General features: G+C 70.0%; 18 protein-coding genes and 1 pseudogene. 10 read left to right on the top strand and 9 right to left on the bottom strand.

Translation table 11 applies throughout. The features are described from left to right. Positions 1-143 precede the first annotated feature (143 nt). The 5 genes from ACFWHU_RS21020 (at position 144) to ACFWHU_RS21000 (ending at position 4,636) form a co-directional block, all read left to right on the top strand. Positions 144-1,382 carry a MurT ligase domain-containing protein gene (locus ACFWHU_RS21020; RefSeq protein WP_078078556.1) on the top strand — a complete coding sequence of 413 codons (1,239 nt, stop codon included), beginning with the start codon at positions 144-146 and terminating at the stop codon, positions 1,380-1,382. Between the two features lie 47 nt (positions 1,383-1,429). Then, complete coding sequence (locus ACFWHU_RS21015; RefSeq protein WP_385792504.1) at positions 1,430-2,158, top strand: type 1 glutamine amidotransferase; 729 nt, start codon at positions 1,430-1,432, stop codon at positions 2,156-2,158. Between the two features lie 138 nt (positions 2,159-2,296). Further along, positions 2,297-3,322, top strand: a complete 1,026-nt coding sequence (locus tag ACFWHU_RS21010; protein WP_387226262.1) for a 6-phosphofructokinase — start codon at positions 2,297-2,299, stop codon at positions 3,320-3,322. A gap of 137 nt (positions 3,323-3,459) precedes the next feature. After that, positions 3,460-4,410, top strand: a complete 951-nt coding sequence (locus ACFWHU_RS21005) for a cytochrome c oxidase assembly protein (protein ID WP_385792505.1) — start codon at positions 3,460-3,462, stop codon at positions 4,408-4,410. Between the two features lie 61 nt (positions 4,411-4,471). After that, a complete protein-coding gene (locus ACFWHU_RS21000) occupies positions 4,472-4,636 on the top strand; it encodes a hypothetical protein (RefSeq protein ID WP_187280182.1) in 165 nt (54 codons plus the stop codon). Here ACFWHU_RS21000 and ACFWHU_RS20995 read toward each other — a convergent pair. Next, complete coding sequence (locus tag ACFWHU_RS20995) at positions 4,622-5,041, bottom strand: winged helix-turn-helix transcriptional regulator (protein WP_387226260.1); 420 nt, start codon at positions 5,039-5,041, stop codon at positions 4,622-4,624. The two genes, ACFWHU_RS21000 and ACFWHU_RS20995, sit on opposite strands and share 15 nt — an antisense overlap. Before the next feature lie 135 nt (positions 5,042-5,176). Here ACFWHU_RS20995 and ACFWHU_RS20990 point away from each other — a divergent pair, with 135 nt between their 5' ends. Next, complete coding sequence (locus ACFWHU_RS20990; RefSeq protein WP_385792507.1) at positions 5,177-6,148, top strand: NADP-dependent oxidoreductase; 972 nt, start codon at positions 5,177-5,179, stop codon at positions 6,146-6,148. 40 nt (positions 6,149-6,188) lie between these two features. On the opposite strand, the gene ACFWHU_RS20985 is transcribed toward ACFWHU_RS20990, so the two are convergent. Next, the gene (locus ACFWHU_RS20985) at positions 6,189-6,677 is read right to left on the bottom strand and encodes a DUF2000 domain-containing protein (RefSeq protein WP_387226258.1); all 489 of its coding nucleotides are present in this window, start codon (positions 6,675-6,677) and stop codon (positions 6,189-6,191) included. Positions 6,678-6,750: 73 nt separating this feature from the next. On the opposite strand from ACFWHU_RS20985, the gene ACFWHU_RS20980 reads away from it, so the two are divergent. Beyond that, positions 6,751-7,254 carry an Lrp/AsnC family transcriptional regulator gene (locus ACFWHU_RS20980; RefSeq protein ID WP_385792509.1) on the top strand — a complete coding sequence of 168 codons (504 nt, stop codon included), beginning with the start codon at positions 6,751-6,753 and terminating at the stop codon, positions 7,252-7,254. 82 nt (positions 7,255-7,336) lie between these two features. Here the strand turns inward: ACFWHU_RS20980 and ACFWHU_RS20975 are convergent, their stop codons facing one another. The 6 genes from ACFWHU_RS20975 to ACFWHU_RS20950 form a co-directional block, all read right to left on the bottom strand. Beyond that, positions 7,337-8,497: an SPFH domain-containing protein gene (locus ACFWHU_RS20975; RefSeq protein ID WP_385792510.1), complete on the bottom strand. Its 1,161-nt coding sequence runs from the start codon at positions 8,495-8,497 to the stop codon at positions 7,337-7,339. An 88-nt stretch (positions 8,498-8,585) separates the two neighbouring features. Further along, a complete protein-coding gene (locus tag ACFWHU_RS20970) occupies positions 8,586-8,807 on the bottom strand; it encodes a hypothetical protein (protein ID WP_242570378.1) in 222 nt (73 codons plus the stop codon). 40 nt (positions 8,808-8,847) lie between these two features. Beyond that, positions 8,848-9,303, bottom strand: coding sequence for a hypothetical protein (locus tag ACFWHU_RS20965; protein WP_387226255.1), 456 nt, complete (start codon positions 9,301-9,303; stop codon positions 8,848-8,850). Between the two features lie 43 nt (positions 9,304-9,346). Further along, positions 9,347-9,748, bottom strand: coding sequence for a cupredoxin domain-containing protein (locus ACFWHU_RS20960; protein ID WP_387226253.1), 402 nt, complete (start codon positions 9,746-9,748; stop codon positions 9,347-9,349). Positions 9,749-9,786: 38 nt separating this feature from the next. Then, positions 9,787-10,350 (bottom strand): hypothetical protein, encoded by a 564-nt coding sequence (locus ACFWHU_RS20955; RefSeq protein WP_387226251.1) that lies wholly within the window; start codon positions 10,348-10,350, stop codon positions 9,787-9,789. Positions 10,351-10,525: 175 nt separating this feature from the next. Then, complete coding sequence (locus ACFWHU_RS20950; protein WP_385792514.1) at positions 10,526-11,089, bottom strand: hypothetical protein; 564 nt, start codon at positions 11,087-11,089, stop codon at positions 10,526-10,528. 230 nt (positions 11,090-11,319) lie between these two features. On the opposite strand from ACFWHU_RS20950, the gene ACFWHU_RS20945 reads away from it, so the two are divergent. Further along, positions 11,320-12,336 carry an abortive infection protein gene (locus ACFWHU_RS20945; protein WP_387226249.1) on the top strand — a complete coding sequence of 339 codons (1,017 nt, stop codon included), beginning with the start codon at positions 11,320-11,322 and terminating at the stop codon, positions 12,334-12,336. A 92-nt stretch (positions 12,337-12,428) separates the two neighbouring features. Further along, positions 12,429-12,704: a hypothetical protein gene (locus tag ACFWHU_RS20940; RefSeq protein WP_385792524.1), complete on the top strand. Its 276-nt coding sequence runs from the start codon at positions 12,429-12,431 to the stop codon at positions 12,702-12,704. A gap of 26 nt (positions 12,705-12,730) precedes the next feature. Here ACFWHU_RS20940 and ACFWHU_RS20935 read toward each other — a convergent pair. After that, positions 12,731-12,814 (bottom strand): annotated as a pseudogene (locus ACFWHU_RS20935) (hypothetical protein); the annotation flags it as partial. 178 nt (positions 12,815-12,992) lie between these two features. On the opposite strand from ACFWHU_RS20935, the gene ACFWHU_RS20930 reads away from it, so the two are divergent. Beyond that, positions 12,993-13,709, top strand: a complete 717-nt coding sequence (locus ACFWHU_RS20930) for a lysophospholipid acyltransferase family protein (RefSeq protein WP_385792516.1) — start codon at positions 12,993-12,995, stop codon at positions 13,707-13,709. Positions 13,710-13,774: the final 65 nt, after the last annotated feature.

Raw genomic sequence — 13,774 nt, 5'->3', positions numbered from 1 at the left:
GGCGGGGCGCGGGGCGCCCGTCCGGCGGCGTCGTTCAGGCGTACGTGTGACAACGATCAGCCCCTTCGACGGTGCCGTGGTTCGGGCCCGTGCACGTATCTCGATAGGCTGAGCCCGGACCGACGCGAGGAGGATCAAGGACGATGGCAGGCAACACGGACCCGCTGTCGCCACGGGCCAAGCTGGCCGTGACGGCAGGCAAGGCCGCAGCGGCGGTGTCGCGCGCTGCGGGGCGCGGCAGCGGATCGGTGATCGGCGGCAAGGTGGCGTTGCGGCTCGACCCGGATCTGCTGGCGGCTCTCGCGCAGCATCTGGATGTCGTGCTGGTGTCGGCGACGAACGGCAAGACCACCACGACACGGTTGATCGCCGAGGCCCTGCGGGCCAGCGGACCCGTGGTGTCGAACGCGCTGGGCGCGAACATGCCGGCCGGTATCACCTCCGCCCTCGCGGGCGGTTCGGACGCCAGGTACGGCGTGATCGAGGTGGACGAGAAGTACCTCGCCGGTGTCGCGCGCGACACCACGCCCAAGGCGATCGCCCTGCTCAACCTCTCCCGCGACCAGCTCGACCGCGCCGCGGAGACCCGCATGCTCGCCGAGCACTGGCGCGAGGGACTGGCCGGCACGAAGGCCGTCGTCATCGCCAACGCCGACGATCCGCTGGTCGTGTGGGCCGCCTCGTCGTCCCCCAACGTGGTCTGGGTCGCGGCCGGTCAGGAGTGGAAGGACGACGCCTGGTCCTGCCCCGCCTGCGGCGGTGTGATGCAGCGTCCGGGCGACGACTGGTTCTGCGGCCAGTGCGGTTTCCGCAGGCCCGCCCCGAGCTGGGCGCTGCACGGCGACCACGTCCTGGACCCGCACGGTTCCGCCTGGCCGATCCACCTCCAGCTGCCCGGCCGCGCGAACCGCGCGAACGCCGCCACCTCCGCCGCCGTCGCCGCCACGTTCGGCGTACCGCCGCAGGTCGCCCTGGAGCGCATGTACCAGGTGCAGGCCGTCGCCGGCCGGTACGACGTGGTGTCCTTCCTCGGCCGTGACCTGCGGCTGCTGCTGGCGAAGAACCCGGCGGGCTGGCTGGAGACGTTCTCGCTCATCGACCCGCCGCCCACGCCCGTCATCCTCGCGGTCAACGCCCGTGGCGCGGACGGCACGGACACCTCCTGGCTGTGGGACGTGGACTACACCCGGCTGGCCGGTCACCCGATCTTCGTCATCGGCGACCGCAAGCTGGACCTGGCCGTTCGGCTGGAGGTCGCGGGCCTGGACTTCCGGGTGTGCGCGACCGCCGACGAGGCCGTGCAGATGGCGCCGCCCGGACGTATCGAGGCGATCGCCAACTACACGTCGTTCCAGGACCTGCGCCGCCGCGTCGGCAACTGAGACAGCCGCCATGAACACCGACGTAGTCGGAGAGGGACGAGCGAGCAATGAGTGACAACAGTCTGCGGCTGGTGTGGATCTACCCGGACCTGCTGAGCACGTACGGGGACCAGGGCAACGCGCTGGTGGTGGAGCGCCGTGCCCGGCAGCGCGGTCTCGACGTGACACGTGTGGACGTGCGCAGCGACCAGCCCGTGCCGACGTCCGGCGACATCTACCTCATCGGCGGCGGCGAGGACCGGCCGCAGCGGCTGGCCGCCGAGCGGCTGCGCCGTGACGGTGGTCTGAACCGGGCGGTGTCCAACGGCGCCATCGTGTTCTCGGTCTGCGCCGGTTACCAGATCCTCGGCCACGAGTTCGTCAACGACCTGGGCGAGCGCGAGGGCGGTCTCGGACTGCTCGACGTGATCTCGACCCGTGGCGAGGGCGAGCGGTGCGTCGGGGACGTACTGGGCGACATCGACCCGCACCTGGGCCTGCCGCCGCTGACGGGGTTCGAGAACCACCAGGGCGTCACCCATCTCGGCCCGAGCGCCCGGCCGTTCGCGCGGGTGTCCCTCGGCAAGGGCAACGGCACGGGTGACGGCACGGAGGGCGCGTACAACGACACGGTGTTCGGTACGTACATGCACGGCCCCGTCCTGGCCCGGAACCCGCTGATCGCCGACCTGCTGCTGAAGCTGGCGCTCGACGTGAACGCGCTGCCGCCGGCGGACGACCGGTGGTACGAGGCGCTGCGCGCGGAGCGCATCGCCGCCGCGACGCAGCCCGCCTGACACGCTCCGTTCAACCGCGGGGCGTCCAGCAGTCGGACGCATGGTTCGGTCCCGCCACCCCGCGCCGGTAGGGTGGCGGGGATTCAGCCGGACGACGTGGTCCGGCCGTCGGCCCACGTTGCAAAGGTTCTCCGGGCAATGCGAATTGGTGTACTCACCTCCGGCGGCGACTGCCCCGGTCTCAATGCGGTGATCCGGTCCGTGGTGCACCGCGCCGTCGTCGACCACGGCGACGAGGTGATCGGCTTCCACGACGGCTGGAAAGGCCTTCTGGAGTGCGATTACCGCAAGCTCGACCTCGACGCCGTCGGCGGCATCCTGGCTCGTGGCGGCACGATCCTCGGTTCCTCCCGCGTCCAGCCCGCGCATCTGCGTGACGGTGTGGAGCGGGCCAAGGGGCATGTGGCCGACCTCGGTCTCGACGCGATCATCCCGATCGGCGGCGAGGGCACCCTCAAGGCGGCCAGCCTCCTCTACGAGGCGGGGCTGCCGATCGTCGGCGTGCCGAAGACCATCGACAACGACATCTCCTCCACGGATGTGACCTTCGGTTTCGACACCGCCGTCGGTGTCGCCACGGAGGCGCTGGACCGGCTGAAGACGACCGCCGAGTCCCACCAGCGGGTGCTGATCGTCGAGGTCATGGGCCGGGAGACGGGCTGGATCGCGCTGCACTCGGGCATGGCCGCCGGTGCGCACGCGATCGTCGTCCCGGAGCGCCCCTTCGACATAGGGGAGCTGACCGAGCTGGTCGGCAAGCGCTTCTCGGCGGGCAAGCGCTTCGCGATCGTGGTGGTCGCCGAGGGCGCCAAGCCCCGTGAGGGCTCGATGGAGTTCGACGTCGGCGGCAAGGACATCTACGGGCACCAGCGCTTCGCGGGCGTCGCCCGACAGCTCTCCGTCGAGCTGGAGGAGCGCCTGGGCAAGGAGGCGCGGCCGGTGATACTCGGCCACGTCCAGCGCGGCGGGACGCCGACCGCGTACGACCGGGTGCTCGCGACCCGCTTCGGCTGGCACGCGGTGGAGGCGGCGCACCGCGGCGAGTTCGGCATGATGACGGCGCTGCGCGGCACGAACATCCTGATGGTGCCGCTCGCGGAGGCCGTCGAGACGCTGAAGACGGTGCCCGCGGAGCGGTACGCCGAGGCGGAGTGCGTGCTCTGAGCGGCTGATCCAGTGCGTTGGTACGACGAACCGCCCCCGGCCGCGAACGGCGCCGGGGGCGGTTCTACTCTGGTCCCGGGTGCGGACACTTCGCACCATTCACCATCGTTCAGGATCGTCCCGGCGGGAGAGCACGTATGGATCACGGCGGGCACGGCACGACGATGGATCTGCCGCCGTTCACGCTGAGCCGCGCGCTGGAGTTCTCACCCGACGCCTTCTTCGTCGTCGGCTGTCTGCTGGCGCTCGCGCTGTACGGCTGGGGCGTCCTGCGGCTCCGCTCGCGGGGCGACGGCTGGTCACCGGGCCGCACCATCGCCTTCGTGCTCGGTGTGCTGAGCGTGGCGCTGATGATGTGCACCGGGCTGAACGACTACGGCATGGTCATGTTCAGCGTGCACATGGTGCAGCACATGGTGATCAGCATGGTCTCCCCGATCCTGCTGCTCCTCGGCGCGCCGGTGACGCTGGCGCTGCGGGCGCTGCCGGTCGCGGGCCGGGGGCGCAAGGGGCCGCGTGAGCTGCTGCTGGCGGTGCTGCACAGCCGGGTCGTGCGGTTCGTGTCGCATCCCGTCTTCACGATCCCGCTGTTCATCGCGAGCCTCTACGGCCTCTACTTCACCCCGCTGTTCGACTTCCTCATGGAGTCGAAGCCGGGGCACATCGCGATGATGGTGCACTTCCTGACCGTCGGGCTGGTCTTCTTCTGGCCGATCATGGGTGTGGACCCGGGGCCGCACCGGCCCGGCTATCTGATGCGGATGCTGGAGCTGTTCGCCGGGATGCCGTTCCACGCGTTCTTCGGCATCGCGCTGATGATGGCGAGCGAGCCGATGGTGCGGGCGTACGAGAATCCGCCCGCGTCCCTCGGCATCGACGCGCTCTCCGACCAGAACGCCGCCGGCGGCATCGCCTGGGCGTTCAGCGAGATCCCGTCGGTCCTGGTCCTGATCGCGCTGGTGTACCAGTGGTACCGCTCGGACCAGCGCCAGGCGAAGCGCTCGGACCGGGCCGCGGACCGGGACGGTGACAAGGAGCTGGCCGCGTACAACGCCTACCTCGCGTCGTTGCAGGCACGCGGACAGTAGCGCGGAAGCCACCTTTCGGGTGACGATGGTCTTTACGGCCACGGCCAGGAGGAGGACGTACATGTCCGGATCCGGATCCACGAAGGCGATGGGGATACTCACCGTCGGTGCGCTGGTGGTCGTGACGGCCTACACGGCGGCACTGGGGAGCAGCGGCTGGCTCTGGTTCGGGTGGGTGGTACTGGGACTGGTGACGGTCGCGATGGTCGCCTCACGGGGCAACTGACGGCGACTGAAGCGGTCGGTCAACCGCCGTGGGGACGCCCGGCTCCGGCGTCCGTGTGTCGTCGAGGTTGTTCTCCACCCAGGCACGCAACTGGCCGAGCGGCACGGCCACTCCACGCCCCAGCGACGTCAGCTCGTACTCGACGTGGAGCGGGACCGCCGGGTAGACGGTGCGGTCCACGAAGCCGTGGTCGGCCAGTCGGCGCAGGGTGCTGGTGAGCACCTTGGGGCTGACCCCCTGGAGCCGCCGCTGGAGCGCGCCGAAGCGCTGCGGGCCCTCTTCGAGGGCGCCGATGGCGAGCGCGGCCCATTTGTTGGCGAGCAGGCCGAGGACGTCCCGGCAGGGGCACTGCGCGGCGTAGACGTCGTGCTTGTCGTGCCGGCCCGTCGTACACGGGTGAGCCATGGGATCCGTCTCCTCGCACCGTCGAACGCCTTACTTCCCTTCGGATAGTAGTGTCCCTTGCGGGTTACCAGTACCCGGAGGGTACGTTTTCGGTGTCGAAGATCCACCGCACTCTTCCAGGGAGCCTTGACCCACATGAGCAGTGAGCCGACGATGCGCGCGATCACCCAGGACTCCCTCGGCGGACCCGAGGTGCTGCGCCTCTCCGAGCGTCCGCGGCCCCGGCCGGTCCCGACGGAGGTGCTGGTACGGGTGCACGCGGCGGGCGTGAACCCGGTCGACTGGAAGTCCCGTGAGAGCGGCGGCATGGCCGGTCTCCTCGGCGAGCCGCCGTTCGTCCTGGGCTGGGACGTGTCCGGCGTCGTGGAGGAGGTCGGCTTCGGTGTGCATACGCTGAAGGCCGGCGACGAGGTGTACGGGATGCCGTGGTTCCCGCGGCCGGCCTCCGCGTACGCCGAGTATGTGACGGCGCCGTCGCGGCAGTTCGCGCTCAAGCCGCGCACGATCGACCACGCCACCGCCGCGGCCGTACCGCTGGCCGGTCTGACCGCCTGGCAGTCGCTCGTGGACGCGGCGCACGTCGGGGCGGGGCAGCGGGTGCTGATCCACGCGGCGGCGGGTGGCGTGGGGCATCTGGCGGTGCAGTTCGCCAAGCACCTCGGGGCCCATGTCATCGGCACGGCGAGCGCCGCCAAGCACGACTGGCTGCGCGAGCTGGGCGCGGACGAGCTCGTGGACTACACGAAGGTCCGGTTCGAGGACGTGGTGAGCGACGTCGACGTCGTGATCGATCTGGTCGGCGAGGGGCACGACTCGACGACCACGCGCTCGCTGGAGACCCTGCGGCCGGGCGGCACGATCGTCGCGGTGCCGTCCGGCGTCGCGCCGGAGGTGCTGGAGAGCGCCCGCGCGCGGGGGCTGAACGCGACCGCGTTCCTGGTGGAGCCGGACGGCACCTCCCTGGCCCGGATCGCGGGGCTGATCGACCAGGGCGTGGTGCGCGTCGAGGTGGAGGACGTCCTGCCGCTGGCGGACGCGGCCGAGGCGCACCGCCGGGTCCAGGAGGGACGCACGCGCGGGAAGATCGTGCTGAGCGTCAACGGCTGACGGAGCGTCAACCGACCTTGCGGTGGGGCGGGTCGGCCGGTCAGCGGAGCAGGGGCAGTTTGCCGACGAGCTTGCTGATCCGGTTGCGCGGGCCGACGAGGGCGACCGCGTGGTAAGTGAGGTCCTCGTGCTTCGTACCGGCGAGCAGGTCGAGGTACTCGTCGTAGATCCGCGACGTCTGGGCGGGCTCCGGCATGTCGACGACGAAGACGTCCTCCTTGGCGGCTGCCTTCTCCCGCAGGGCGTGCAGGGTGGCGGCGTCAGCGGCCAGGACGGAGCAGCCCGCCCAGGGCAGTCCCGGGTGCACATGGCCCGAGCCGTCGCGGCCGTCGCCGCCGAGCAGGTCCGGCAGGGCCCTGCCGACGGCGGCGGCCATGCAGGCCGCCGCGTTCACCGCGCGCCCGGCGGGCAGGTCCTCGTCCACGACGAGGACCCACTTGAGCGGGGCCTGGCGGGTGGAGAGGTCGGTCCTTACGGTCACGGCGTGCTGAGCGGTGTCGTTCGGGGCGGTGTCGTTCTGAGCGGTCATACCTCGAAACGGTAGGCAGTCATGCGTACGATGGGGAGTTCCGGCGCACTTCGTACGGCCGAAGGGCAATATCGTGGAACTTGATGCGCTCGACTGGGCTCTGCTGCGGGAGTTGCAGCACGATGCACGGCAGACCAACCGCGATCTTGCGGCCAGGACCGGCGTCTCCCCCTCCACCTCGCTGGAGCGGGTCAAGATCCTGCGCGAGCGGGGCGTGATCGACGGATTCCACGCGGCGCTCGATCTGGAGGCCGTGGGCCGCCCCGTACAGGCGCTGATCTCCGTACGGATCAGACCGCCGTCCCGCCCCGTCATCGAGGGCTTCCGCGAGTGGGCGGCGCGACTCCCCGAGGTCATCGGGCTGTTCGTGACCTCGGGCCCGCACGACTTCCTCCTGCACGTGGCCGTCCCGAACGTGGACGGGCTGTACGCCTTCGTCATCGACCGCCTCACGGAGCGGCGCGAGGTCGCCGACGTACAGACGACGACGGTCTACGAGCACGTGCAGTCCCGGTCCATCTCCCGCCCCGCCGAGGAGAGCCGCCGCCGGGGCGCCGGGCGGCGGCGAGAAGCGTAGGGACGGGCGGCTCGGGACCGCCGATCGCCGGGTGGGCTCCGAGGAGTCCGCCCGGCGATCTGGGCCCGTGGCCCACAGGTGGTCAGGCGGCCCTGTCCACCCGGGCCGGGGCCTTTCCGTTCATCTTCTGTGTCGGGTCCTGGTCCTGCTCGGCCGGCGCACGCGTCGAACCGGTGTGTCCTTGCAGCGAGTTGAGGATGGTCATGCCCTGGCCGACCAGCCCGGCCGCGACCTCGTTGACGCCGTCGGTGCCGTTGAGGACGGTGAGGTTGGAGTCCGCCAGACCCTTGGCCGCCGAGTCCACGAGTTCCGGCAGCACCTCCACGACCCTGTTGGCCGCCAGGAGTTCCTGGTTGCCGTCGCGCAGCGAGACCGCCCGCGCGGTGTTCGCGTCTGCCTGCGCCTGCGCGAGGGTCCGCCTGCGGTACGCCTCCGCGTCCGCCGGGCGCCTGACCTCCGCCTCCAGCCGCTGCGCCGCCAGCATGGCCTGCCGCTCCGCCAGCGCCGTCTGCTCCTCGATGACCTCCTGCGACGCCTTCGCCCGTGCGAGCGGTCCCGCCTGCGAGGCACGGGCCCGTACCTGCTCGGTCTGCGCCTCGAAGCCGGCGCGCTTGATCGAGGTGTCCCTCTCGTACTCGGCCTTCAGAGCCTCCGCCTGCTGCTCGCGCTCGGCGGCTTCCTGGTCCGCCCTCGCCGCGGCGATACGGGCCTGGCTCGCGACAGCCGCGGCGTGCGGCGCCGCCAGGTTGTTGATGTAGCCGGTGGCGTCCTCGATCTCCTGGATCTGGAGGGCGTCCACGACGATGCCGAGTTTCTCCATCTCGCTGTGGCTGCCCGCCTTCACTTCCTGGGCGACCCTGTCCCGCTCGCGGATGATCTGTTCGACGGTCAGTCCACCGATGATGGACCGCAGGTGACCGGCGAAGATCCGCCCCACCAGGTCCTCCATCCGGTCCTGCTCGGCGAGGAAGCGCCGGGCGGCGTTGGCGATCGACACGGCGTCGTCACCGACCTTGAACACGGTCACCGCGCGTACCGTCAGCCGGATGCCCTGCTGGGTGACGCAGTCCTCGGCTATCTCCGCCTCCCGCAGCGCCAGGGACAGCATGCGGGCCTTCTGTTTGACGGGAAGAACGAAACTGCCGTGACCGGTGACTATCCGGAACTGGGTGTCCTGGACCTGTCGTTTGGAACCGGAGATGAGCATCGCCTCGTTCGGTGCTGGAACACGCCAGAACAACATGAGGGAACTCCTGTCCTTACTACACACTCACACGACATGCACCGCGAGACAGCTTCGCGATACATGCTTCTTCGGATTCGAGTGGGCCTCACTCGGGAAGAGGCTCCACCACCACCGAGCGGGCCGAGACACGGTCGGTCACCAGCACCCGGACGTTCGTGCCGATCGGCCGGTCGGACCAGGCCGCGTACGCCTCCGAACCACCACGCACGGCCACCAGAACTTCCCCCGGGCCGTTGGGCGGGATCGGGACGGTGATCCGTCCGACCGCTCCCACCGGGCTCTGCGCAGAGTCATCTGTGACGGACATGAATCGTTGCCCTCACCTCCAGCGCTCAGCACGCCCCCGCTCACTTCAGATTACTCCGGGGACGGAAAACCAGCAGAAACGCCGTGGTGACCACGGCGACCGCCTCGACCACCACGGTGGCCTGCTTCTCCCAGTACCAGAGCGGCTCGTACATGTTCGGAATCGGTCCGAGATTGCCGACGTTCACATAGCGGTAGACGAGCAGGAGCGCGAGCCCGCCGGCGGCCACAGCCCAGGCGAAGGCATCGCCCGGGAGCCGGCGCCAGACGAGGACGAGGAGCGCGGCCAGCGCCGCGAGGCCGGCCTCGATCCGGAAGAGGTCGCCCTGGCTGATGTCCTTCGTCACGGCGTCGTACTGGGGGGCGAGATCCGCGTGGTAGTAGGCGTCGAGGGCCAGGGCCGCCGCGGCGATCACCCGTACGACGCCCCGCACGATTCGGCCGGCGCCGCCTTTGTGCGAGGGCGCGGCGTGGGAGGCGGAGGGCTGTGATGACATGGGGGTTCTCCATTCGCGCCGTGGAGGGAGCCGCCGGCCGGGCTCACCTGACGGTGAGCGTGCCCTTCATGAACGGGTGGATCGTGCAGTCCCACGGGAAGTCGCCCGCCTTCGACGGCGCGGTGATGGTGGCTCTCCTGCCGGGCGCGAGGTCGCCCGTGTCGAAGGTCGCACCCTTGGTCGCCGTCAGGGTGTGCGTGGTCGTGTCCTCGTTGACCACGGTGATCTTCGCTCCGGGGGCGACGGTGAGGGCGGCCGGCTGGAACTTGAAGTTGTCGATGGTGACCTGCGTCCCGCCTCCGGACGGGCCGGCGGCCGAGGTCGTCGCGCTGTCGCCGCCACCACCTCCGCCGTCCGAACATCCGACGACGGTGATCAGAGCGACGGCGCGGGCAGCGACGGCCACGGCGACCCGCGCCCGGCCGGTACGGATCGAGAACGGCATGGCGTCTCCGAGCGCTCGTGGGCCGGACAGGCCGAGGATCAGTAACCGCCGCCGTTGTTGTTCTGGGGCTGGGTGGTGACCTTCTTGCCGGCGGGGTTCATGATGAACCACTTGGCGCCGAAGGCGTTGACGTCCTGACCGTTGACGTCGCCGGCCTTCTTGTCCGCCTCGAACCGGTACAGCGGGCGCCCGTTGTAGGTCACCTGCTCGGAGCCGTCGTCACGCTTCGTCGTCTTGAGCAGATCGGCCTTGATGCCCTTGCCGGCGGCCGGCTTCGACTTGACGGTGAACGGCGGCCAGGCCGTGGCGCAGGAGCCGTTGCACATGGACTTGTTCTTGGTGTCCTTGTCGAACTCGTAGAGCGTCATGCCCTTCTCGTCGACGAGCATCTTGCCGAACTTGCCGTTCTTCACGTCGACGGCGGGCGCGGACGACGAGGACGCCGCCGGGAGCACCTCGACTTCACGGCTGTTGACGTCGCTGCCGCTGTCCGTACCGCTGGCGCTGCCATTGTCGCCACCGCCGTTCGAACACCCGGCCGCCGCGGTGGCGATCAGCAGGGCGGAGGCCAGCGCGGTGACTGTCCTGGTGTGCCGTGTCATCAAGAACTCCTCGGTCGTCGGCCGCCCATGCGGGCAGCACGCGGCCCGCCCGATCGGGGCCGCCAGCCCCAGTGCACAGGAGGGCCGACGGACCGGCCACCTGGGCGGGGCCGTCCGGAGTGCGGTCCGGACGCGACCGAGGAGTACGAGGAGTACGGACGGGGTCGGGGGTTGGTCAGGCCTCTTCGAAGTAGGCGTCCAGCACCGCGTCGAGTTCGGCCGTCCACTCCTTGAGGCTGCTCCGGGAGGGTGCGTCGACCTCCGACTGGTAGTGGCGGCGGCCGGTCGTGTGCAGTGTGACGGTGAACCGGCGGCCGAACCGGGGGGTGTCGACCTCCACGGCGCCGATCTCGTCCCAGCCGAACTCCGCCTCCTCCTCGTCCAGCGTGAGCCGGATGCCGGTGCGGTCGGCGGTCATCGAGGCGCGGCGGTCGCTGGCTTCGAAGACCGGCCCTTCGGTGTCGTCGTCGGTGTCGTCGTCGGAGGTGTCCTTCGTGAAGGAGACCGCCTCGTCCGCCTCGTCGTCGGCCTTCGGGTCGGTCGATTCGGCCGCGTCGACGGCCGGCTCGCGAGGCGTCGGCGCCTCTTCGGTCACCTCTTCGTCGGCGGCCTCCTGAGGGACGTCCTTGGCGGCGTCGTCGGTCTTCGCTACGAGGCGGGGTGCCATGAGCCCAGGGATGTATCCGGGATCGGTCCCCGCGGCGGGTACGGGCTGGATTATCGGATCGATGCGCTCCACGGCTGGCAGTATGGCCGATAAACCTGTGCGAGGAACACTCGGTCCACCGACGACCACAGGATCACCGCGGTCCCGACGAACGAGAACGCGGCCGGGACGAGTCGCGGGCCGGATCCGGCCCCGGGCCGAGTCCGGAGCCGAACAGCCGGACACCTTCCGGGGGATGGCGGTGGGATACCTGATCAAGGCCGCACTGAGCTGATCGAGCGACCCCACGAGTGAGGGACCAAGTGCAAGGACAAGCAGAGGTTCTGCCCTGGAAGGGCGTCAACTACAACACCGGGACGGACTATTCGGGCCCCGCCTCGGGCTCGGCGGGAGCGCACTGGTCCCGCCCCCTCTTCCGGCAGCACATGGCCGCTGTCAGGAGCGAGCTGCACTGCACATCGGTGAACCTCTACGGCACCGACATCGCCGGGCTGGCCGAGTGCGCGGCCGCGGCCGCCGAGGAGGGACTGCATGTCTGGGTCCAGCCCCGCCTCGTCGAGGGCACGGCGGACGCCACCATCGCGTACCTCACGGAGGCGGCCGAGGCTACCGAGAAGCTGCGCCGGCGGTACGGTGCCATCGACCTCAACGTGGGTTGCGAACTGACCGTCTTCGGCTCGGGCATCATCCCCGGCCGGACCCACGGGGACCGCGCCGCGAAACTGCCCGACCCCCAATGGTGGGGCAGACTCCCGGAGTTCAACGGGCAGTTGAACCAGTTGCTCGGCCGCGCCCAGGAGGCCGCCAGAACACACTTCAACGGGCGGATCAGCTACGCGGCCGGTGTGTGGGAGGACGTCGACTGGACCGGCTTCGACTTCGTCGGGCTGAACTACTACCGGATGGCGTACAACTCCGCGGACTACGTCAGTGGTCTGCGGAAGCATCTCCAGCCCGGAAAGCCCGTCCTGATCACCGAGTTCGGCTGTTGCACCTTCACCGGCGCGGGAGACATGGGGCCCGCCGGTTACGGGATCATCGACTGGTCCGCCAGCCCCCCGGCGCTGAACGGCACGTACACCCGCGACGAGCGGGAGCAGGCGGACTACCTGTCACAGCAGTTGGACATCTTCGCGGCCGAGGGCGTCCACGGGGCGTACGTCTTCGAGTTCATCGCCCCCAAGCCGTACTCCCCCGACCCCCGCCACGACCTGGACATGGGCAGTTTCGGCCTGGCGAGGGTGAACCGGGACGGCGGCTGGGAGCCGAAGCTGTCCTTCCGCGAAGTGGCACGGCGCTACGGGACTCGGACTCCCTGATCCCTCACGCGCCCGGCCCGGCCTTCCCCCGGCGCACCGGTCCGGCGGAGGCGAATCTCCGGCTCGGCCGCCCGGTGGTCGCACGCGACCTGGTGAAGCAGCAACCGCACCGGGCCCAGGGCGTTGATCTGCGCAGCGAAGGTGTCTCGCTGTGGTTGCTCGCCGCGACGAGCGAGCTGCCGCAGCGGCCGGACCCACTGCGGAAGTCCGTCGATCCGCTCCAGGCGTCGGGCGACCGGATGGAACTGGCGCGTGCGCCGGCCGATCTCGGCGAGGCGTACCGGGACAAGCGGGAGCCGGTGGGAGTGGAGCGGCCCGCGGCCGATGCGAGCCGGACCGATCGGCCGCAGGGGCACGGACGTCGGTAGGTCAGCGCGTCGAGGCCGACCACCGTGTCGTCCGGATGCTTTCCCAGCCAGTGGCGGACGAAATGCGAGCCGGTGAATCCCGCCGCGCCCGTTACAAGTGGTGAGGTCATGTCGGCAACCCTGGTAAAGGCGTACCGATTTGCCAGATATTGGGCCGAAAATAGGGGGCCCAATCACCTGGGGCGTGCGTTCCGCACTCGACAGGTGCGGGGCGGCCGAGGGGGAATACTCTCTCCGAGGCCTGGCACACCGCTACCCAGAGCCGTCCGGAGAGTTGGGAGCGACACCGTGTTCTACTACGTCCTGAAATACGTCCTGTTGGGTCCGCTGCTGAGACTTCTTTTCCGGCCGAGGATCCAGGGGCTGGACAATATTCCGGCGGACGGTGCCGCCATTGTCGCGGGAAATCATCTGTCGTTCTCCGACCACTTCCTGATGCCCGCCATCATCCGGCGGCGCATCACCTTTCTCGCGAAGGCCGAGTACTTCACCGGGCCCGGCGTCAAGGGACGCCTCACCGCCACGTTCTTCCGCAGCGCCGGTCAGATCCCCGTCGACCGGTCCGGCAAGGAGGCCGGCCAGGCGGCGATCCGGGAAGGGCTCGGGGTGCTCGGCAAGGGTGAGCTGCTGGGGATCTACCCGGAGGGGACGCGCTCGCACGACGGACGGCTCTACAAGGGCAAGGTCGGGGTGGCGGTGATGGCCATCAAGGCGCAGGTGCCGGTGGTGCCGTGCGCGATGGTCGGCACGTTCGAGATCCAGCCTCCCGGTCAGAAGATCCCGAACATCAAGCAGGTCACGATCCGTTTCGGCGAACCGCTGGACTTCTCCCGCTACGCGGGTCTGGAGAACGAGAAGGCGGCCGTCCGGGCGGTGACCGACGAGATCATGTACGCGATTCTCGGTCTGTCCGGTCAGGAGTACGTGGACCGGTACGCCGCCGAGGTGAAGGCCGAGGAGGAGGCGCGGGCGCCGGCGAAGAAGTTCCCGCGCCTGCGACGCTGACGTCCGGTGACGCGGCCGGGGACGGCCGACCGGCGCGGCGGCGAGGAAGCGCGGTGTAGTCGTGA

The organism is Streptomyces sp. NPDC060366, assembly GCF_042725135.1.
In the GTDB taxonomy this organism is placed as follows: domain Bacteria; phylum Actinomycetota; class Actinomycetes; order Streptomycetales; family Streptomycetaceae; genus Streptomyces.
This window is presented reverse-complemented; position numbering and strand designations above follow the sequence as displayed.

Coding starts and splice junctions, on each gene's coding strand:
- ACFWHU_RS20990 (WP_385792507.1), top strand. CDS start 5,177: ATGAGCAGTGAGCCGACGATGCGCGCGATCACCCAGGACTCCCTCGGC.
- ACFWHU_RS20975 (WP_385792510.1), bottom strand. CDS start 8,497: ATGTTGTTCTGGCGTGTTCCAGCACCGAACGAGGCGATGCTCATCTCC.
- ACFWHU_RS20970 (WP_242570378.1), bottom strand. CDS start 8,807: ATGTCCGTCACAGATGACTCTGCGCAGAGCCCGGTGGGAGCGGTCGGA.
- ACFWHU_RS20965 (WP_387226255.1), bottom strand. CDS start 9,303: ATGTCATCACAGCCCTCCGCCTCCCACGCCGCGCCCTCGCACAAAGGC.
- ACFWHU_RS21005 (WP_385792505.1), top strand. CDS start 3,460: ATGGATCACGGCGGGCACGGCACGACGATGGATCTGCCGCCGTTCACG.
- ACFWHU_RS21015 (WP_385792504.1), top strand. CDS start 1,430: ATGAGTGACAACAGTCTGCGGCTGGTGTGGATCTACCCGGACCTGCTG.
- ACFWHU_RS20985 (WP_387226258.1), bottom strand. CDS start 6,677: ATGACCGCTCAGAACGACACCGCCCCGAACGACACCGCTCAGCACGCC.
- ACFWHU_RS20955 (WP_387226251.1), bottom strand. CDS start 10,350: ATGACACGGCACACCAGGACAGTCACCGCGCTGGCCTCCGCCCTGCTG.
- ACFWHU_RS20960 (WP_387226253.1), bottom strand. CDS start 9,748: ATGCCGTTCTCGATCCGTACCGGCCGGGCGCGGGTCGCCGTGGCCGTC.
- ACFWHU_RS20995 (WP_387226260.1), bottom strand. CDS start 5,041: ATGGCTCACCCGTGTACGACGGGCCGGCACGACAAGCACGACGTCTAC.
- ACFWHU_RS21010 (WP_387226262.1), top strand. CDS start 2,297: ATGCGAATTGGTGTACTCACCTCCGGCGGCGACTGCCCCGGTCTCAAT.
- ACFWHU_RS21000 (WP_187280182.1), top strand. CDS start 4,472: ATGTCCGGATCCGGATCCACGAAGGCGATGGGGATACTCACCGTCGGT.
- ACFWHU_RS21020 (WP_078078556.1), top strand. CDS start 144: ATGGCAGGCAACACGGACCCGCTGTCGCCACGGGCCAAGCTGGCCGTG.